Source organism: Caldimonas manganoxidans ATCC BAA-369, assembly GCF_000381125.1.
Taxonomy (GTDB): Bacteria; Pseudomonadota; Gammaproteobacteria; order Burkholderiales; family Burkholderiaceae_C; genus Caldimonas; species Caldimonas manganoxidans.
In genome coordinates, this window is record NZ_KB905931.1 from 146239 (window position 1) to 166349 (window position 20111).

The following is a 20111-nucleotide window of genomic DNA, read 5'->3' on the forward strand; positions in this document are numbered from 1 at the left end:
CATGGCATTGATCGAAGTCAAAGTGCCCGACATCGGGGATTTCAAGGATGTCGAAGTCATCGAGCTGCTGGTCAAGCCCGGTGACACCATCGCGGTGGACCAAAGCTTGGTGACCGTGGAGAGCGACAAAGCCTCGATGGAGATTCCTTCCACGCATGCCGGCGTGGTGCGCGAACTCAAAGTGGGCTTGGGCAGCAAGGTGAGCGAAGGCAGTGTGCTGCTCCTCTTGGAGTCCGACGCGGCGGCCGCAACGCCGGCGTCGGTGTCCCACGCCGCGACCCCGACGCCGGCTGCGGTGCCAGCTCCCAGCCCGCAGACGCCGCCGTCTGGCGCGGCGGCCAGCGTGGTGGAGGTGGTGGTCCCGGACATCGGGGACTTCAGTGAGGTGGCGGTGATCGAGGTGCTGGTCAAGCCGGGCGATACCATCGTGCCCGAGCAAAGCCTGATCACCGTCGAGTCCGACAAAGCCTCGATGGAGATTCCCTCCTCGCATGGCGGGGTGGTCAAGGCCTTGAAAGTGGCCTTGGGCGACAAGGTGTCCAAAGGGACGCCGATCGCGCTGGTCGAAACCTCGGGCGGCACAGCGGCGCCGGCCGTCGCCGCGACGCCGCCGCTGCCGTCGCCTGCAGCGCCCCCGGCACCGACGCCCACGCCGACGCCTGCAGCGACGCCCACGCCGACGCCTGCACCGGCACCGGCGCCGGCTCCGTCGGGCGAATCGTCGGCCCCTGGCGCCGCGGGCCGGCTGCCGCATGCGTCTCCCAGCGTGCGTCGGCTGGCGCGCGAGTTGGGGGTGCCTTTGGGCGAGGTGCCCGGCTCCGGCCCCAAGGGGCGCATCACCCACGAGGATGTGCATGCCTTCGTCAAAAAGGTGATGGCCGGCGACGTTCAGACGCAGGCCCAAAAAGCCAAGGCGCCGGTGGCTGCGGCCGGGGCAGCGGGTGGGTTGCCGGGCTTGCTGCCGTGGCCGCAGGTCGATTTCGGCAAGTTCGGCCCCATCGAGCGCAAAGACCTCTCGCGCATCAAGAAGATCAGCGGCGCCAATTTGCACCGCAACTGGGTGATGATCCCGCACGTCACCAACCATGACGATGCCGACATCACCGAGCTGGAAGCCTTCCGGGTGCAGCTCAACAAGGAGCACGAGAAAAGCGGCATCAAAGTCACGATGCTGGCCTTTCTGATCAAGGCTGCCGTGGCCGCCTTGAAAAAATTCCCCGAGTTCAACGCCAGCCTGGATGGCGAGCAACTCGTGCTCAAGCAGTACTACCACATCGGCTTTGCGGCCGATACGCCCAACGGCTTGGTGGTGCCGGTGATCAAGGACGCCGACAAGAAGGGCCTGTTGCAGATCGCCAAGGAGACTGCGGAGCTGGCTGCCAAGGCGCGTGAGGGCAAGCTCAGCCCGGCCGAGATGAGCGGGGGCTGCTTTTCGATTTCTTCGCTGGGCGGCATCGGCGGGCGCTATTTCACGCCCATCATCAACGCGCCGGAGGTGGCGATCCTCGGGGTGTGCAAGAGCAGCATGGAGCCGCGCTGGGACGGCAAACAGTTCGTTCCGCGCCTGATCCTGCCGCTGTCGCTGAGCTGGGACCACCGCGTCATCGATGGAGCGGCTGCAGCCCGCTTCAATGCCTATTTGGCCTCGGTGCTGGCGGACTTCCGCCGCGTGTTGTTGTAAGAGGAGCGCGGCATGTCTGTCATCGAGATCAAGGTTCCCGACATTGGCGACTTCAAAGATGTCGGCGTCATCGAGGTGTTGGTTCAGCCGGGGGATACGGTCAAGGCCGAGCAAAGCCTCATCACCGTGGAGTCCGACAAGGCGTCGATGGAGATCCCCTGTCCGCACGCCGGCGTGGTCAAGGAGCTGCGGGTCAAAGTGGGCGACACGGTCAATGAAGGTTCGGTGATTCTGCTGTTGGAGACCGATGAAGCCGCTGCGGCGACGCCAGTGTCTGCCCCTGCTGCGCCAGCGGCGGCCCCAGCGCCAGCGCCCATTGCAGCGCCTGCATCGCCCCCCGTGGCCTCGACCCATGCCGGCGGCGCGGACTTGGAATGCGATGTGCTCGTGCTGGGGGCCGGCCCAGGGGGCTATTCGGCCGCCTTCCGTGCCGCCGACCTTGGCATGAAGGTGGTGTTGGTCGAACGCTATGCCACGCTCGGCGGGGTCTGCTTGAACGTGGGTTGCATTCCGTCCAAAGCGCTGCTGCATGTGGCGGCAGTGATGGACGAGGTCAAGCACTTCGCCGATCTGGGGGTGAGCTATGGCGAACCCACGGTGGACCGCGCCAAGCTGCTGGCGCACAAGAACAAGGTGGTGGGCAAGCTCACCGGCGGCTTGGCGGCGATGGCCAAGATGCGCAAGGTCACCCTGGTGCGCGGCTACGGCAGCTTCGTCGATCCGCACCACGTGCGGGTCGAGGAAACCACGGGAGACGGTCAGGACAAGACCGGCCACACACAAATCATCCGCTTCAAGCAGGCCATCATCGCTGCCGGCTCGCAAGCGGTGCGGCTGCCCTTCCTGCCGGAAGACCCGCGCATCGTCGACTCCACCGGTGCGTTGCAGCTACGACACGCGCCCAAGCGCATGCTCATCATTGGTGGGGGCATCATCGGCCTGGAGATGGGCACGGTCTATTCCACGCTGGGTGCACGGCTGGACGTGGTCGAGATGCTCGATGGCCTGATGCCAGGCGCCGACCGTGATTTGGTGCGCGTGTGGCAGAAGATGAACGCACACCGCTTCGACCAGATCCTGCTCAAGACGAAGACGGTCGCAGCCGAAGCGACGGCCGATGGCATTCTGGTGCGTTTCGAAGGGGAGGCCGCGCCCAAGGAGCCGCAGTTGTACGACCTGGTGCTGCAAGCCGTGGGCCGCAGTCCCAATGGCAAGAAGATCGGGGCCGAGAACGCCGGCGTGGTGGTCACCGACCGTGGCTTCATCCCGGTGGATGCGCAAATGCGCACCAACGTGCCGCACATCTTTGCCATCGGCGACATCGTCGGCCAGCCGATGCTGGCGCACAAGGCCGTGCACGAGGCCCATGTGGCGGCGGAGGCGGCTGCGGGGCTGAAAGTGGCCTTCGATGCCCGGGTCATTCCCAGCGTGGCCTACACCGACCCCGAGGTGGCCTGGGTGGGTCTCACCGAAGACCAGGCCCGGGCCGAGGGGCGCAAGGTGAAGAAGGGGCTGTTCCCGTGGACGGCCTCGGGTCGGGCGATCGCCAACGGCCGCGACGAAGGCTTCACCAAGCTTCTGTTCGACGAGGAGACCCATCGCATCGTCGGCGGCGGCATCGTCGGCACGCATGCGGGGGACATGATCGGCGAGATCGCCCTGGCCATCGAAATGGGGGCCGATGAGGTGGACATCGGCAAGACCATCCACCCGCACCCGACCCTGGGCGAGAGCATCGGCATGGCCGCCGAAGTGGCGCACGGCAGTTGTACCGACGTGCCGCCAGCGCGGCGCTGAACCCCAGGGCCGACTGCGCCGGGATCGTTCAGAACTTGAGCTTGATGCCGACCGTCAACCCCGGTTCGGGGTGACGGTCGCCGTTGTCCACGAAGCGGGCCGTCACCCACCAAAAGTCTGAGGCTGGCGCCTGCAGATTCAGGCCGCTGGCCGAGCGCCCGGGGCCGAGCGGGGCCAGCATCGTGGCGCGAGCGGGCGTTGCCGATGCTGTCAGAACGTGTGCGTCGACCCTCTGCCAATCCAGGGTGGGTGCAGGCGTGGGAGCCTGGCGGGCGGGGGCGTCCTTGGCGGGCGATTTGACCGCCGCCGCCGCAGTCAGGCGTGATGGCCGAGGCGCGGGCCGGTGGGCCGTCGGCGCGGCGGCGACGACGGGCTGTGCCACGGTCGGCGCGGCAAGGGCTGCGCCGGGCTCACGGGCCTGGGCCCCGGAGAACCCGGCGACGCCAAGCCATGCCAGCGCAAGCCTGGCGCAGAGGCTGCTCAAGCGGGGTGTCGGCACGGCTGGTGGCATGAGGCCCATTGAAGCACTTTCGAGCCGCCTGTGGACGCTCCAAGCCCCCGGCTGGCGTGAAGCAATGCCGCAAACCGGGGGCTTTGGCAAGGGCCGGGAGGCAACGCTCGCGCGAAGCGAGCGTTGCGGCGAAGGGAGCGGGTTCGTTCAGTGCACGGCAGGCTGGGGCGGCGGCACCAGGCTGCCTGCCGAGGCCACGGCCTGCACCTGGACGCTGGGCTCCATGGGTGCAGACTCGGCCTTGCCGGCCGTGCCGACCGGCAGCAACGGCACGATCAACAGCGCGACGATATTGATGATCTTGATCAAGGGGTTCACGGCCGGGCCGGCTGTGTCCTTGTAGGGGTCGCCCACGGTGTCGCCAGTGACGGCCGCTTTGTGCGCTTCGCTGCCCTTGCCGCCGTAGTGGCCCTCTTCGATGTATTTCTTGGCATTGTCCCAGGCCCCGCCGCCGGTGCACATCGAGATCGCGACGAACAGGCCGGTGACGATGGTTCCCATCAACAAGCCACCCAGGGCCTCGGGCCCGAGCAGCAGACCCACCAGGATGGGCACGACCACCGGCAGCAGCGAGGGGAGGATCATCTCCTTGATGGCCGCGCTGGTCAGCATGTCCACGGCGGTGCCGTACTCGGGCTTGCCGGTGCCTTCCATGATGCCGGGGATGGTCTTGAACTGCCGGCGCACTTCTTCCACCACGCTGCCGGCGGCCCGCCCCACGGCTTCCATGGCCATGGCGCCGAAGAGGTAGGGAATCAGCCCGCCGATGAACAGACCGACGATCACCATGTGGTTCGACAGATCGAAGCTCACGTGGTGGCCGGCGGCCTCCAGGCCGTGCGTGTAGTCGGCAAACAGCACCAAGGCGGCCAGGCCGGCCGAGCCGATCGCATAGCCCTTGGTGACGGCTTTGGTGGTGTTGCCCACGGCGTCCAACGGGTCGGTGATGTCACGCACCGACTGGGGCAGCTCGGACATCTCGGCGATGCCGCCGGCATTGTCGGTGATCGGGCCATAGGCATCCAGCGCCACGATGATGCCCGCCAGACTGAGCATCGAGGTGGCCGCGATCGCAATGCCATACAGACCGGCAAGCAGGTAGCTCGCGATGATGGCCGCGCACACGAAGATCACCGGCCAGGCCGTGGACTTCATGCTCACGCCCAGGCCAGCGATGATGTTGGTGCCATGCCCGGTGGTGGAGGCCTTGGCCACGTGCTTGACCGGCGAGTAGTCCGTGCCGGTGTAGTACTCGGTGATCCATACCATCAATGCCGTGAGCACCAAGCCCACCGCGGCGGCGCCGAACAGGCGCCATTGGGTGCCGCTGGCATAGATCGCATCGTCGGGCATCACCCACTTCACGATGAAGAAGAAGCCGATGAGTGCGATCACACCGGACACGATCAGGCCCTTGTAGAGGGCTGGCATCACGTTCTTCATGCCAGGCGAGGCTTTGACCGCGCCGCAGCCGATGATGGAGGCAATGATCGAGAACCCGCCCAGCGCCAGCGGCAGCACGGCCGCTTGCATCGGGAAGGCCGTGACCATCAAGGCGCCCAGCACCATGGTGGCGATCAGCGTCACGGCATAGGTTTCGAACAGGTCGGCGGCCATGCCGGCGCAGTCGCCCACGTTGTCGCCCACGTTGTCGGCGATCACCGCGGGGTTGCGCGGGTCATCCTCGGGGATGCCGGCTTCCACCTTACCCACCAGGTCGGCGCCCACGTCGGCTCCTTTGGTGAAGATGCCCCCGCCCAAGCGGGCGAAGATCGAAATGAGTGAGGAGCCGAAGGCCAGGCCCACCAGCGGCTTGAGCACCGAGGACAATGGCGTCACCGGGTTGACCTGCCCGTTGATGATCAGCAGCCAAAACAGCACGCCCACACCCAGCAGGCCCAGGCCCACCACCAGCAAGCCCGTGATCGCCCCGCCGCGGAAGGCCACGGCCAACGCCGTGTCGATGCCCCGGGTGGCCGCCTGGGCGGTGCGCACGTTGGCTCGCACGGACACATTCATGCCGATGAATCCGCAGGCGCCGGACAGTACCGCCCCGATCACGAAGGCCACGGCCGTGGCGCCGTCGATGAAAATGCCGATCAACACGGCCAGCACCACACCAACGAGGGCGATGGTCTTGTACTGGCGTGCCAGATAGGCAGCCGCGCCGGTCTGGATGGCCGCGGCGATCTCCTGCATGCGGGCGTTGCCCGCGTCTTGCTTCAAGATCCAACTGCGTGACACGAAGCCGTAGACGACGGCGGCCACGCCACAGGCAAGCGCAAAATACAGCGCCAAATGGGTGGACATGAAAGGGCTCCTTCCTCTGATGATCCGATGGTGATCGAAAGCCCGTGGTCTTGCTTGCCACGTTGGCCGACCCATGCTACGCAAAGCTTTGCGGCGCCGCAATGACGGCTCGCCCCGTGTTTACCAGTGGAGGCGGCGCTGATCGCACCACGCTGGGGTGTCAGCCTGTCGCAAGAGCCCTCGGTAGAATCCGGGTTTTCCCTTGCGAGAACGATCACACCGCCATGAGCCTGCATAACGTGACCCCCGGCGCCAAGGCGCCCGAAGAGTTCAACGTGATCATCGAGATTCCGATGAATGCCGACCCGATCAAGTACGAGGTCGACAAAGAGACTGGCGCCATCTTCGTCGATCGGTTCATGACCACGGCCATGCACTATCCGTGCAACTACGGTTATGTGCCGCAAACCTTGTCCGACGATGGCGACCCGGTGGACGTGTTGGTGATCACGCCGTTCCCCTTAACGCCGGGCGTGGTGGTGACCTGCCGTCCCATCGGTGTGCTCAAAATGGAAGACGAGGCCGGCGGTGATGCCAAGCTGTTGGCCGTGCCGACCACCAAGATCCTGCCCATCTACGACCACTGGAAGAAGCCCGAGGACATCAATCCGATGCGCCTGAAGGCCATCCAGCACTTCTTCGAGCACTACAAAGACCTCGAAGAGGGCAAATGGGTCAAGGTGCAGGGCTGGGAAGGCCCCGAGGCGGCCAAGGCCGAGGTGGCCAACGGCATCGCCAATTACGCCAAAGCACAGCAGCAGTAAGCCGTGCTGCCGGGCCCGGTGCCCGGACCGCAACGCAAGGGGCCGCAGGCATGCCGGCCCTTTTTTCATGGGTGTTCATGGGTGCGCCCGGCAAGGTGCACCCAAAAACGAAAGCCCTGCATGGTCATGCAGGGCTTTGTCATGGAGCTGCTGAAAGCTACTGAATTTTTTTTTGGCTCCCCGACCTGGGCTCGAACCAGGGACCTGCGGATTAACAGTCCGTCGCTCTACCGACTGAGCTATCGGGGAACAGAAGACTTAAATTATAGCCACAAAATTTCCTGGATCACAAGTCCGCTTGCAACGACAAGCGCATGCTGCGCGGGGCCAGCGGGTAGAGGAAGGCGTGGCCATATTGGAAGGGGGATTCGCGCCAGGCGCGGCGGTCGGTGAGGTTGTCGATGCCGGCGCGCCAGGTGAGTGTGGTGCCGGCCATGCGGTGCTGATGCACCAGGCCCAGATCCCAGCGTGTCCAGGAGGGGATGCGCATGCTGTTGTCGGCCAGCACCATGCGGTCGCCTTCGTGCACCAACGAGGCCGCCAGGCGCAGCCCGGGCAGCGCCGACACCCGGTATTCGATGCCCGCCTTCACGGTATGGGCCGGGACATTGACGGGGCGTTTGCCATTGAGGCTGGGATCGGCGGCGCCTTCGCGGCGGGCGTGCAGCCACATGGCGCTGCCATGGATGCGCCAGGGGCCCAGGTCCCAGGTGGTGTGGCCTTCCAGGCCGCGGTGACGGGCCTGGCCGTCGAATTGGCGGGTGCAGGTATCGCCGGTGCTGTCGTCGAAGCAATCCGAGCCGATGTCCGATACCGCCGGCCGCTGGATGTCGAACCAGGCCAAGCCCCATTGGAGCGCATCGCTGCGCCCTTTCAGACCGAGCTCCACTTGGCGGCTCTTCAAGCCCGGCAGGGCTTGCCCGGCATTGGTGTACCGGGCCCGATTGGGCACCACTTCGGATTCGACGCCGCGCCCCCAGCTGGCGTAGACCATGTGGCGCGGCCTGAACTCGTGGCTGAGTGCCAGCCAGGGCGTGGTGAAAGATTGCCGGTACGCGGTGGCTTCGGGGTCCCCGCTGGTGCGCTCGGTGGCTCGGTGCATTCGTGTATGGCGCACGCCCACCCAAGCCGTCCAGCGTGGGGCCAGCTCGACGGCATCGCGCACATAGAACTCGGTAGAGCGCTCGCTGCGGTTCGTGTTGGGGTCGGGCTGCCGGTCCGACGGCTGCACCTGGGTCTGCCCATCGACCGTGCCCGTGCCCGCCCAGCGATAGATTTGATCTTGCAGGCGCGCCGTGTAGCGGCTGAACAGCACACCGGTGGTGAGGCTGTGCTGCATCCCGCCCAGCAGGATCTTGCCGTCGGCATGGAGGTCCAGCGCGTGCGTGCGGCGGTGTTCATCGTCACTGACGTACTCGTACAGATCGAAGCTGCCATCGCTGCAATAGCGGTCGTAGTTGCCTTCGGCATCGCAGCCGTAGGGAAATGCCAGTCGATCGTCGGTCAGTAGTCGCTGGGTGCCCAGGTGGGCGGTGAGGCGCCAATCGGGGTCGAGTTGGTGGCGCACCCTCAGCGAGGCCGTCAAGGCATCCATCACGACAGGCAGCGACCAGGTTTGGTTGTTCAGGTTGATCCGCGGGTCGCCCGCAGCCGGCAGCGTGCTGCCCAGCAGGCTGAAGGCGGGCTGGCTCGGTTGGCTGCGGCGGCTGGTTTCGACCTCGGCTTCCACCACGGTGGCGGGGCTGAGGCGCCAGTCGCCTGCGGCGGCCAACAGCCGGCGATGCCCGGTGTCGCTGCGCAACGGAGAGTCGAGGTGCTCGTAGGCCGCATTGATGCGCAGCCCGAAGCGCTCGTCCGTGCCGAAGCGCTCGCCGAGGTCAGCGGCCAGCCCCACCGTTTGGCGGCTGCGCCAGCCCAGCTCGACGCTGCGCACCGGACCTTCCGGACGCTTGACGACGAGGTTGACCAGGCCCCCTGGGGCGCTGGTGCCGGCTTGGATGCCGCTGGTGCCTTTGAGCACCTCGACCGCTGCCTTGTTGTCCAGCGGGATGGACGTCTCGGCATTGATCGGCAGGCCATCGCGCCGGTAATTGAAGCGGTTGTCCAGCACGAAGCCGCGCACCGACAGAAAGTCCCAGTAGCCTTGCGCGTTGTAGCTGTCGCTGATGCTGGCCTCCAGGCTCACGGTGTCGGCGATACGGGTGGCGCCGCGGTCTTTGAGCTCGCCCTCTGAAATCACCGTGGCCGCCAGCGGCGTGCGCGCCAGCGGCATCGCGCCAAAGCCTGCGACCTCGGCGCGGGCGGTGGGCGTCTGACCCGTGACGGTGACCGCCGGCAAGGCCTCGGAAGTGGCCTGGGCGCGGGCACCGTAGGCCACGACGGCAAGGCAGGCCAAGGCCAGCGGGCGGCGGGCCGGGCGGAAGAAGAGAGAGGGGCGGCGTACAGCAGCGGCCATCGGGGAGCTTTCGTGTCTAGAGGCAGGCCGGCGGCTGAAGGAGGGGGCTGCACACCACGGGCAGCCTCGCCGTTCGGACGCTTCCCTGCGCGAGGATGATCTCAATCAGGTTCAAAGGGACTGTCTCAGCCGGGCCTGGGCAGACCCGACACCCCTAGCGAATGACCGTGCAGCAAGCCACGCGGTCGATGAGATTATCGCGCAGCCGTGCAGGCGGCCTCAGTCGTCGAAGCTGGGGGTCTCCACCCCCAGCACTTTGTGCAGCTTGGGGCTGGTGGTGGTGTACTGCAGGTGGATGCGCTTGTCCGGGAAGATGTAGGGGGCCGCGCCGAAGGCGGCCAGTGCGGCTTCGTGGAAGCCCGAGAGGATGAGCTTCTTCTTGCCTGGGTAGGTATTGATGTCACCCACGGCAAAGATGCCCGGGACGCTGGTTTCGAACTTCTCGGTGTCGACGACGATTTGCTTGTGCTCCAAGGCCAAGCCCCAGTGCGCGATCGGTCCCAGCTTGGGGCTCAGACCGAAGAAGACCAGCAGCGCATCCAGGGGCACGACGCGCGTGACGCCGTCATGGCCCGTGACCTTCACGCCGGTGAGGCGTTCATCGGCTTCCTCGATGCCGGTGATCTGTCCGACCACGAACTGCATCTGCATCGCATCGCACAGCTCTCTCATGCGCGCCACGGACGCTGGTGCCGCACGAAAGCCATCACGGCGGTGGATGAGGATGACACTTTCGGCCCGGTGGGGGCCGTCCTGCGCGAAGTTGAGCGTCCAATCCAGGGCGGAATCCCCCCCGCCGACGATGACGACGTTCTGGCCCGCGAACTGGGCAGGGTTCTTCACACGATAGAACACCTGGCGCTCGAGGTATTTTTCCAGGCCATCGACTTTCAGCTGCCGGGGCTGGAAGGCGCCGACGCCGGCGGCGATGAAGACGGTCTTGGTGATGAAGCGCGTGCCCTTGGAGGTGGCCACGTGAAAGCGTCCATCGTCGCGGCGTTGCACTTCGCTGACTTCTTGCCCCAGATGGAACGTGGCTCCGAAAGGCTCGATCTGCTTGAGCAGGTTGTCCGTGAGTTCGCGTCCCGTGCACACAGGCACGGCCGGAATGTCGTAAATCGGCTTGTCGGGATAGAGCTCGATGCACTGGCCACCGGGGTAGGGCAGTGAATCGATGACATGGGCCTTGACTTCGAGCAGGCCCAATTCGAACACCTGGAACAAGCCCACCGGCCCGGCGCCGACGATGACGGCATCGGTCTCGATGAGGGGCGCGATGTTCTCAGGTGCGTCCATGACGGGCGATCAACGCTTGAGCTCGGAGAGCTTGCCGGTGCGGTCTTTCCATTCGTCCGCATCGGGCAGAGGCGCTTTGCGCTTGGTGATGCTCGGCCAAATCTTCGCCAGCTCGGCATTGAGGGCGATGAAGTGTTGCTGATCGCCAGGCACGTCTTCCTCCGGCATGATGGCATTGACCGGGCATTCGGGGATGCATACCGCACAGTCGATGCATTCGTCGGGGTCGATGGCCAGGAAATTGGGGCCTTCGCGGAAGCAGTCCACCGGGCACACGTCCACGCAGTCGGTGTACTTGCAGCGGATGCAGGCTTCGGTCACGACGTGGGTCATAGGGGGATCTCGAGGAATAGAAGAAACTGTGGAGTCAGGCCGGGGCCTTACGAGGCATCGGCCTTTGGGCAGCATTGGCCGAGATTCTAAGGCCGAGGGCCGGGGCAGGCTCCTTGCGCCAGGACAAGATCCCCGGTGCCGGGATCGTCTTTGAGCATGTCTGGGTGCTGGCGAGCCGCCGCACGCAGGGGGCGGGCGCCGCTGCCTACGATGACCACGGTCGGGCGCCCGGCGTGCAGCACGCTGGCTTGGGCCAGGCTGACCACGGTGTGGTCGCTCTGCAATTCGTCGGGCCAACCGGCACGCGAGACCACGCTGGCCGGCGTGTCCTCAGGCCAGCCGGCTTCACGCAGCCGGCGCGACAGCGCGCCGAGCTGGCGTCCGGCCATGTAGAACACTTCGGTGTCGGCGCTGCGGCTGGCGTGCAGCTGGCCCGAGCGCGTCATGGCCGTCGTCAGGCTCACGCTGCGGCCCGTGCCGCGTCGGGTCAAGGGGCGTTGGCTGGCGGCGGCAGCCGCCAGCGCGGCCGTCACGCCGGGCACGACCTCGGTGGTCAGGCCCGCGGCCGCGGCGGCTTCGAGTTCTTCCTCCAGGCGCCCGAAGACACTGGGGTCCCCTCCTTTGAGTCGCACCACCAGATCCACTTGGCGCGCGTAGCGCACCAGCAGCGCATTGATGGCGGCCTGGCCGGTCGAATCACAGAACCCCCGCTTGCCCACATGGATCCAGCGGGCCTGGGGAGCGAATTCGCGCAGGGCAGGGTCGGTCAGGGCGTCGTACAGCACGACATCGGCCTGAGCCAAGCGCCGGGCGCCGCGCAGGGTGATGAGGTCGGCCGCGCCCGGGCCGGCTCCAATGAAGACGATCCTGCCCATGTGGCCAGCCCTCTTCAGTTCACCGACTTCACCAGCAGGGCACCGCTGGTGCGGTGGCTGCTCGGATCGACGACGATGAGCGCGCCGCCGACCCGGTTGTCGGCGTACGGTTCCACCGGCAAGGCTTGCTGCGTCTCGACCGTGACATGACCGATGTCGTTGACCGCCAGTTCATGCGCTTCGGTGGGTTGCAGACTGTGAATGTCCAGCCGGCTGTCGATGCTCGTGATGCGGGCTTGCACCCAGCGGTTGCCATGGCGCACCCAGTACTTGCGACCCACCACGGCCGGTTCGGTGTCCAGCCAAGCCAGCGTGGCCGCAAAGCGCTGGGTGGTGCGCACGGTGCCCGGCGTGGCGATCCAGTCGCCGCGGGAGACATCGAGCTGGCGGTCCAGCACGATGCCTGCCGATTCACCGGCCACGCAGGAGGCCACCACGCTGCCGGCGCGGCGCACCTGTGCCACCACCGCGGTCTCGCCGCTGGGCAGGATTTGCACGGCATCGCCGGCTTTGACCTGGCCGTGGGCGATGCGGCCCCACAGCGTGCGCGGCTGATTGCCCGTGCCTTCGCCTTCGCGCGCCACGTACTGCACCGGGATGAGCAGATGGCCGCTGATGCGTTCTTGCACCGTGGGCAGGGTTTCGAGCAGTTGCAGCAGCGACGGGCCGTCGTACCAGGGCGCATCCAGCGGTTGCGTGACATTGTCCCCGCGCAGGGCCGACACCGGCACGATGCCGGCGACGGCGATGCCGGCTTGCTCGGCGAAATCGAGCAGGGCGTTGCGCACGGCGGTGTAAGCCGGGGCCGGATCGCTCACCGCATCGAGCTTGTTGACGGCAAACACGATGCTGGGCACGCGCAGCAGGTGCGCCAGCAAGGCGTGCCGGCGAGTCTGCGGGAGCAAGGCCACTGGCTGCTGCTTCAGGTCGAGCTTGGTGATGTCCACCAGCACCACGGCGGCATCGCTGCCGGCAGCGGCCGTCACCATGTTGCGGGTGTATTGCTCATGGCCCGGCGCATCGGCGATGATGAACTTGCGCTGCTTGGTGGCGAAGTAACGATACGCCACATCGATCGTGATGCCTTGCTCGCGCTCGGCTTCCAAACCGTCGGTGAGCAATGACAAGTCCAGCGGCTGGCCGGCGGCCTTTCTCTGCAACATGTCGAGCTGGTCGGCCAGGATGGCGCGGCTGTCGTACAGCAGGCGGCCGATCAGCGTGCTCTTGCCATCGTCGACGCTGCCGGCGGTGAGGAAGCGCAAGGCGCGATGATCGGTGATCTGGGTAGAGGCAACGGAGGCGATCATTAGAAGTACCCCTCTTTCTTGCGGCGCTCCATCGAAGCGTCGGAGGTGCGGTCGTCCATGCGGGTGGCGCCGCGCTCGCTCACGGTGGCCTTGAGCGTTTCGGCCACGATTTCGGCGGCATTGATCGCCGTACTCTCGACTGGGCACGTGCAGGTCATGTCACCGACGGTGCGGAAGCGCACCTGCACGGTTTCGACCTCCTCGCCGGGCTGGGGCGGCGTGAGTTCGGTCACTGGCACCAGCAGGCCTTTGCGACGCACGACCTGACGCTCGTGCGCGTAGTACAGGCTGGGCAGCGGGATGTTCTCGCGCGCGATGTACAGCCACACGTCCAGCTCGGTCCAGTTGCTGATCGGAAAGGCCCGCATGTGCTCGCCGGGACGGATGCGCGTGTTGAACAGCGTCCACAGCTCTGGACGCTGCTCTTTGGGTTGCCACTGACCGAAGCTGTCTCGGTGGCTGAAGATGCGCTCTTTGGCGCGAGCTTTTTCCTCGTCGCGGCGGGCTCCACCGATCAACAGGTCGAAGCGGTGCTCTTCGATGGTTTCGAGCAGCGTGACGGTTTGGTGCCCGTTGCGCGACTCCAAAGGATGGGCCAGCCGCACCGTGCCCCGTCGGATGGAGTCTTCCACATGGCCGACCACGAGGCGCTCGCCCATCTCGGCCACACGTCGGTCACGGAACTCGATCACCTCGGGGAAATTGTGGCCAGTGTCGACATGCACCAGCGGGAAAGGCAGTCGGCCCTTGAAGACACCGTTGCCGAGGTGGTTCTTGAAAGCCTTTTCGGCCAGGCGCAGCACCACGCAGGAATCCTTCCCGCCGGAGAAGAGCAAGGCCGGACGCTCGAAAGCGGCCGCGGCCTCACGCAGAATGAAGATGGCTTCTTCTTCGAGCCAGTCGAGGTGCCGGTGATCCAGTTCCGGCAACAGTTGGTCGATGCTTACGGGCGCGTTCACGAGCGGGCTCCGATCAGAGAAACGGCAGAAGAGTTGTCTTTTCGAACGTGCAGACCGCATTCTTTGGCGGCTTCGTCCTCCCACCACCAACGGCCGGCGCGGAAGTCCTCGCCCACCGCGATGGCACGTGTGCATGGCGCACAGCCGATGCTGGGGTAGAACTGGTCATGCAGCGGGTTGTATGGCACGTCGTGGGTGGCGATGTAGTGCCAGACGTCGTTCCACGACCAGTCCGCCAGCGGGTTGAGCTTGGTGCGGCGTTGATCGTCGAGGTCGCGGAAGGGCACTTCAGCGCGGTGGCTGGACTGCTCGCGGCGCAGGCCCGTGATCCAGGCTTGCCGGCCTTGCAGCATGCGCGACAGCGGCTCGAGTTTCCGGATCGAGCAGCAGCGCTTGCGCAACTCGATGCTTTCGTACATGGCCTTTTCACCGTGTCGCTGCACGAAATGCACCACGGCCTCATGCTGCGGCTCGTAGACCTCGACCCGCACGCCATAGCGCTCTTCGATGCGCGGAATCAAGGCCAGCGTCTCGGGATGCAGTGCGCCGGTTTGCAGTGTGCCGATCGCAATGTCCAGCCCGTGGCGGGCGATCATGTCCGTCAAGACCATGTCCTCGGCCCCCAGGCTCGTGGCTTGCACGATGCGGCCACGAAACTCTGCAGCAGCCGACTGCAACACCGCCAGCGCATGCGCATGGCGTGCAGCGTAGTCCGGCGAGGGGCGCGCGTAGAGTTCGATGGCTGTCATGACACGGCCTCCTTGTGGACTTTGCGGCGCGCAAACAAGGGGCGGTTGTCATGCACGTCGCCCTGGTAGTAGCCGCTGAAGAAGTCGAGCGCCCGACGGGCGACGGCTTCATCCTGATCGGCGCGCAACAGCACCGCATTGACGCCGGTGCGATCCAGCAGTGGCAGCATGTCGACCAGCACCTCACCGACGGCCCGGATTTCGCCGGCGAAGCGGTAGCGGCTGCGCAGCAGCCGGGCCTGGCTGTAGGCGCGACCATCGGTCCATTTCGGGAAGTGCAGCACCACCAAAGCCAGTCGGGGCAGATCGGCCTCGAGCGCTTCGACATCGAAATCATTGGCGATGCGTACGCCCACGGGCAAATGGTTGGGCCACGTGGTGCGCACGGCTTGCCATTGGGGCCAGCTCAGCACGCGATGCGCCGCAGGTCCGGGCGCGGCTTCGTCTTCGGGGGCGTGCTGCCAAATGTCATCGTGGGGATGAATGAACTTCATGGGAAGGTCCTTGCTCAAGCAGCCAGCGCCTTGCTGGTGGTCCGACGTACCGCGTTGGCGGCCGTTTTGAACGGCTCCAGGCCCACGCGCTTGACCGTATCGATGAAGCGCTCGTTGGCCGCGCGCTGTTGGCGATAGGTTTCGATCACGGCTTCGATCACGTCCACCACTTCATCGGCGGCGAACGAGGGCCCGATCACTTTTCCCGGACCGGCCGGACCGCTTTGCGTGGAGCCATCCGATCCTCCCAGCGTGATCTGGTACCACTCGGCACCGTCCTTGTCGACGCCGAGGATGCCGATATGACCGCTGTGGTGGTGGCCGCAGGAATTCATGCAACCGCTCATGTGCACATCGATGTCGCCGATGTCGTACAGCTCGTCCAGGTCTTGGTAGCGCTGCGCCACTTGTTCGGCGATCGGGATCGAACGCGCATTGGCCAGTGCACAAAAATCCCCCCCGGGGCAGGCGATCATGTCGGTGAGCAGGCCGATGTTGGGGGTGGCAAAACCGGCGTCTTTGGCCTCTAGCCAGAGGGCAAAGAGCTCGGACTGCCGCACCCAGGGCAGCACGAGATTCTGGTCGTGCGTGACGCGGGCCTCGCCGGCACTGTAGCGATCGGCCATGTCGGCGGCGCGTTCGAGCTGCGCGTCGGTGACATCGCCAGGCGCTTGGCCGACGCGCTTGAGCGAAAGCGTGACCGCGCGATAACCCGGGAAGCGATGGGCGTGCACATTGCGCTGCAGCCAACGGCGATAGGCCGGCGGGGCATCGGCAGGGGCGGGCTCCAGCGCGTCGTTGGCGGCAGGGAGGTCATCGCGCACGCCGGCCGGCGCGGTGAAGTGCCGGGCCACGCGGTCGAGCTCTTCCTGCGGAATGATGTGAGCCGCGCCATCGACGTCGCGTTCGAGGATCTGGGCGAACTCATGCTCGACCGCGTCGATGAACCTCTGGCCTTCGGCCTTCACGAGGATCTTGATGCGCGCCTTGTACAGATTGTCGCGCCGGCCGTAGCGGTTGTAGACGCGCACGATCGCCTCGAGATACACGAGGATCTGCTGCCAGGGCAGAAACTCGCGCACCACCGTGCCGATGAGGGGGGTGCGGCCCATGCCACCGCCGACCAGCACTCTGAAGCCGACTTCGCCGGCGTCATTGCGCAACAACTGCAAGCCGATGTCATGCCATCCGATGGCGGCGCGATCCTCGGCGGCGCCGCTGACGGCGATCTTGAACTTGCGCGGCAGGAAGGCAAACTCGGGATGCAGGGTGGACCATTGGCGCAGCACTTCGCAATAAGGGCGCGGGTCGACGATCTCGTCGGGGGCGATGCCTGCGAAGGCGTCGGTCGTGATGTTGCGAATGCAGTTGCCCGAGGTTTGGATGCCGTGCATGTCCACGGCCGCCAGTTCGTCCATCACGTCGGCAGCGCGTGCCAGAGGAATCCAGTTGAATTGGATGTTCTGGCGCGTGGTGAAGTGACCGTAGCCACGGTCGTACTCCCGGGCGATGCGCGCCAGGGTGCGCAGCTGGGTGCTGCTGATTTCGCCATAGGGGATGGCCACCCGCAGCATGGGCGCATGGCGTTGGATGTACCAGCCGTTTTGCAGACGCAGGGCTTTGAACTCCTCGTCGCCGAGCTGTCCGGCCAGATGACGTTGCAACTGGTCGCGGAACTGGGCAGCGCGCTGGCGAACGAAGTGGCGATCGAACTCGTTGTATCGATACATCTCGGGGGCTCGTGAAGACTCAGTGAATGACCTTGAGGCCGGCGGTGATCAGCGCGGCGCACAGCAAGCCGCGCACGAGACGGTCTGGCAGATTGCGGGTCAGGCGCGCGCCGATCCAGATGCCGGGGATCGATCCCACCAGAAGCGCAACCAGCAATGCCCAGTCGACATGGCCCAAGCTGGCATGGCCGATGCCGGCCACCAGCGTCAGCGGCACTGCGTGGGCGATGTCGGTGCCCACCAGGCGGCGGGCTTCGATGTGTGGATACAGGAACAAAATAAGCGTGGCCCCGATGGCGCCTGCACCGATGGAGCTGAGCGACACCAGCACTCCCAACGCCGCCCCGGCGGCCACGGTGTAGGCCGGCTTGCGGTGTTCGGGCAGCCAGCGCTGCAGCTTCAAGGCCACCCGGTGCCAGGCCTGCCGGTAGGCCACCGTGATGGCGGTGAGCAGCAAGGCGATGCCCAGCGAGAACGTCAAGGCACTGGCCCAGCCCTTGGTGACACCGGTGTAATGCATCAACCCGATCATCAGGATCGAGGCGGGCACACTGCCGGCCAGCAGCAGCCCGGTGATGCGGTAATCCACATTGCCTTGCCGGTGGTGGGCCACCGACCCCGACACCTTGGTCAGCCCGGCGAACCACAGGTCGGTGCCGATGGCCACGGCAGGATGGAGCTTGAAGACCGACAGCAGCAAAGGCGTCATCAGTGAGCCACCGCCCACGCCGGTCAGGCCGACGATGACGCCGACCCCGAAACCGCTGACCACTGCAATCCAGTCCATGTCGCTCCCTGTGTCACTCGAACGGCGCATGCCTGTAGGGCAGGCGCAGCCCGCACGATGAGGCCGACTGTAAGGAGGTCCCATATAAATGGGAACTACAAATTCATTTGATAGTTATATCTAGATGTTATTTTCGACCGGGAGGGGGCCTGGGGACGAGCTCGCTAACATTTCGCACCATGTCTTCAAATCCGTTCTCGACCGCAGCAGACTTGCACGTTTACCGGCTGCGCCGGCGCAGCTTGTTGTTGACCCCCTTGGCCCTGGCCGCCTGCCAGACGGCGCCGCCCGTGCCCCAGGCCTCGGCGCCGGTGCCAGCGCCCGAGCCGCCGCGGCCGGTGCGTATCGGTCTGGCGCTGGGCGGCGGCGCGGCCCGGGGCTTTGCCCATATCGGGGTGATCCAGGTCCTGGAGGAACAGGGCATACAGCCCGACCTGGTCGTGGGTACGTCGGCCGGCAGCCTGGTGGCTGCGCTGTACGCCGCGGGCAAATCGCGCACGGAACTGCGCGCCCTGGCCGAGACCATGGACGAGACGGCCATCACCGACTGGTCTTTCCCCTTGCGCGGGGTGATCCGAGGGGAGGCTCTGGCGCGCTATGTGAATCAACAAGTCGGGGGGGTGACCATCGAGCGCATGAAGCGGCCCCTGGGCATCGTGGCGACCGACCTGGCCACAGGCGAGCCGGTGCTGTTCCGGCGCGGAGACACCGGCATGGCCGTGCGGGCATCCAGCGCGGTGCCGGCAGTGTTTCAACCGGTGCGCATCGGCGACCGGGAATACGTGGACGGCGGTCTGGTCTCGCCGGTGCCGGTGCGTTTCGCTCGCCAGATGGGGGCCGACTTCGTCATTGCCGTGGACATTTCTTCGCCACCGCAGGACGGTCCGGTGGGCGATGCCATGCGCATGTTGCTGCAGACCTTTGCCATCATGGGACGCAGCATCAATCATTTCGAGCTGCGAGAGGCCGACGTGGTGATCCGGCCGGCGCTCAACGGGTTGGCCGGCACCGACTTCCGATCCCGCCGGTTGGCGATGGACGCCGGTCGTGACGCCGCGCTGGCGGCTCTGCCTCAGCTGCGTGAGCGCCTGGCCGCCAAGAGGCGCCAAGGCTGACGGGAAAAAAAAGCCCGGTGGGAGACCACCGGGCCGAAGGTACCTTGGGAGGTACCGAGGAGACAACCTTTCAGGGAGACCGTGGAGCCAAGCTGCACGGCTCTCCTCAGAGTCGGGGCGCAGCGGAAAAGTTCAAGCCCCGACGCAACAAATTTTGGGCTCAGGCGCTGCGCTTGGGGCGGGGCGCCTGTTGGGCCGCCTTGACCGCCGAGTTGGTCACCGCCTGGATGTTCGCTTCGGCCACTTCGGCCGCTTGCTTGGCCGCTTTGTGAACCGTTTCGAACGCATTGTTGGCAGCGGCCACGGCCGACTTCACCAAGGCCACCGCACTTTCGGTGCCGGCGGGCGCATTTTTCACGGCGTTGTCGACCACGGCCAGAAACTTCTTCTGGACATCGGCGATTTGCGCTTCCGCGATTTTATTGATTTCTGCGTTGGTGTGCGAGGCGATGTCATAGACATGGCGGCTGTAGGCCGCGGCCTTCTCGGCGCTGGGCTGCAGCAGCGACGCTTGCAGGGCCAGCAGCTCTTGGGCATCCTTGACCGACAGGGCGGCCTGGGCGTGCTCGGCGGCTTCGGCCAGCGAGGCTTTGGCAACCTGCAGGTTCAGCTCGACGAGTTTTTCAACGCCTTCGAAAGCTTTCTGAGTGAGCCCAAACAGGGTCTCGACATTGGCTTTGTGGGCAGCAACCAGTTGTTCGGCGGTCATCATGATCGAAGACTCCTTTGGTGGGTGGGCACGAAATTGTTGCACTGCAACATGACTGAAGTATAGAGGTCTCGAGTGGCATTGCAAGTGGGTTTGCTGCGCTGCAGCATCGTTTAGAGGCTTGGCTCTAAATCTCCCGGCGTCGCCGATGAGACTCCCAGTCTCGGGCAGGGACATGTCGCTGTCGTGACGGGTCGGCCGGGCCTGGGGGATCCACAATCGGGCCAACCCATGCCGTG

The 20111-nt window shown here is 65.7% G+C and carries 17 protein-coding genes, 1 tRNA gene and 1 riboswitch; of the genes, 4 read left to right on the forward strand and 14 right to left on the reverse strand.

What is annotated here, in order from left to right:
• Position 1: 1 nt before the first annotated feature.
• Together aceF and lpdA are read left to right on the forward strand one after the other, a co-directional pair.
• Positions 2 to 1681: a dihydrolipoyllysine-residue acetyltransferase gene (gene aceF, locus F615_RS0102735; protein ID WP_019559642.1), complete on the forward strand. Its 1680-nt coding sequence runs from the start codon at positions 2 to 4 to the stop codon at positions 1679 to 1681.
• 12 nt (positions 1682 to 1693) lie between these two features.
• Positions 1694 to 3478, forward strand: coding sequence for a dihydrolipoyl dehydrogenase (gene lpdA, locus F615_RS0102740; protein WP_019559643.1), 1785 nt, complete (start codon positions 1694 to 1696; stop codon positions 3476 to 3478).
• A 28-nt stretch (positions 3479 to 3506) separates the two neighbouring features.
• On the opposite strand, the gene F615_RS19845 is transcribed toward lpdA, so the two are convergent.
• Positions 3507 to 3659, reverse strand: coding sequence for a hypothetical protein (locus F615_RS19845; protein WP_019559644.1), 153 nt, complete (start codon positions 3657 to 3659; stop codon positions 3507 to 3509).
• Between the two features lie 477 nt (positions 3660 to 4136).
• Positions 4137 to 6299, reverse strand: a complete 2163-nt coding sequence (locus F615_RS0102750) for a sodium-translocating pyrophosphatase (RefSeq protein ID WP_019559645.1) — start codon at positions 6297 to 6299, stop codon at positions 4137 to 4139.
• A gap of 224 nt (positions 6300 to 6523) precedes the next feature.
• On the opposite strand from F615_RS0102750, the gene ppa reads away from it, so the two are divergent.
• Entirely contained in the window at positions 6524 to 7063 is a 540-nt protein-coding gene (ppa, locus tag F615_RS0102755; RefSeq protein ID WP_019559646.1) for an inorganic diphosphatase, read from the forward strand.
• Positions 7064 to 7236: 173 nt separating this feature from the next.
• Here ppa and F615_RS0102760 read toward each other — a convergent pair.
• From F615_RS0102760 to F615_RS0102810, 11 genes are all read right to left on the reverse strand, one after another.
• A tRNA-Asn gene (locus F615_RS0102760) sits at positions 7237 to 7312 on the reverse strand.
• A gap of 37 nt (positions 7313 to 7349) precedes the next feature.
• On the reverse strand, positions 7350 to 9518 hold the full coding sequence (locus F615_RS0102765; protein WP_019559647.1) for a TonB-dependent siderophore receptor: 2169 nt from the start codon (positions 9516 to 9518) through the stop codon (positions 7350 to 7352).
• Positions 9519 to 9583: 65 nt separating this feature from the next.
• Positions 9584 to 9684: riboswitch (TPP riboswitch) on the reverse strand.
• A gap of 53 nt (positions 9685 to 9737) precedes the next feature.
• Positions 9738 to 10814: an NAD(P)/FAD-dependent oxidoreductase gene (locus tag F615_RS0102770; protein ID WP_019559648.1), complete on the reverse strand. Its 1077-nt coding sequence runs from the start codon at positions 10812 to 10814 to the stop codon at positions 9738 to 9740.
• A gap of 9 nt (positions 10815 to 10823) precedes the next feature.
• A complete protein-coding gene (gene fdxA / locus F615_RS0102775; RefSeq protein ID WP_019559649.1) occupies positions 10824 to 11147 on the reverse strand; it encodes a ferredoxin FdxA in 324 nt (107 codons plus the stop codon).
• Positions 11148 to 11233: 86 nt separating this feature from the next.
• A complete protein-coding gene (gene cobA, locus F615_RS0102780) occupies positions 11234 to 12022 on the reverse strand; it encodes a uroporphyrinogen-III C-methyltransferase (protein ID WP_019559650.1) in 789 nt (262 codons plus the stop codon).
• Positions 12023 to 12036: 14 nt separating this feature from the next.
• Positions 12037 to 13329, reverse strand: coding sequence for a sulfate adenylyltransferase subunit 1 (locus F615_RS0102785; RefSeq protein WP_019559651.1), 1293 nt, complete (start codon positions 13327 to 13329; stop codon positions 12037 to 12039).
• Positions 13329 to 14288 (reverse strand): sulfate adenylyltransferase subunit CysD, encoded by a 960-nt coding sequence (cysD, locus tag F615_RS0102790; RefSeq protein WP_019559652.1) that lies wholly within the window; start codon positions 14286 to 14288, stop codon positions 13329 to 13331. The genes F615_RS0102785 and cysD overlap by 1 nt, the downstream gene beginning before the upstream one ends.
• The gene (locus F615_RS0102795) at positions 14285 to 15037 is read right to left on the reverse strand and encodes a phosphoadenylyl-sulfate reductase (protein ID WP_019559653.1); all 753 of its coding nucleotides are present in this window, start codon (positions 15035 to 15037) and stop codon (positions 14285 to 14287) included. The genes cysD and F615_RS0102795 overlap by 4 nt, the downstream gene beginning before the upstream one ends.
• A complete protein-coding gene (locus F615_RS0102800; protein ID WP_019559654.1) occupies positions 15034 to 15531 on the reverse strand; it encodes a DUF934 domain-containing protein in 498 nt (165 codons plus the stop codon). Before F615_RS0102800 ends, F615_RS0102795 begins: the two co-directional genes overlap by 4 nt.
• Before the next feature lie 14 nt (positions 15532 to 15545).
• A complete protein-coding gene (locus tag F615_RS0102805; protein ID WP_019559655.1) occupies positions 15546 to 17261 on the reverse strand; it encodes a nitrite/sulfite reductase in 1716 nt (571 codons plus the stop codon).
• 19 nt (positions 17262 to 17280) lie between these two features.
• Entirely contained in the window at positions 17281 to 18048 is a 768-nt protein-coding gene (locus F615_RS0102810) for a sulfite exporter TauE/SafE family protein (RefSeq protein ID WP_019559656.1), read from the reverse strand.
• A gap of 179 nt (positions 18049 to 18227) precedes the next feature.
• On the opposite strand from F615_RS0102810, the gene F615_RS0102815 reads away from it, so the two are divergent.
• Complete coding sequence (locus tag F615_RS0102815; protein WP_083932376.1) at positions 18228 to 19163, forward strand: patatin-like phospholipase family protein; 936 nt, start codon at positions 18228 to 18230, stop codon at positions 19161 to 19163.
• A 160-nt stretch (positions 19164 to 19323) separates the two neighbouring features.
• Here the strand turns inward: F615_RS0102815 and phaP are convergent, their stop codons facing one another.
• A complete protein-coding gene (phaP, locus tag F615_RS0102820; RefSeq protein ID WP_033370902.1) occupies positions 19324 to 19878 on the reverse strand; it encodes a TIGR01841 family phasin in 555 nt (184 codons plus the stop codon).
• Positions 19879 to 20111: the final 233 nt, after the last annotated feature.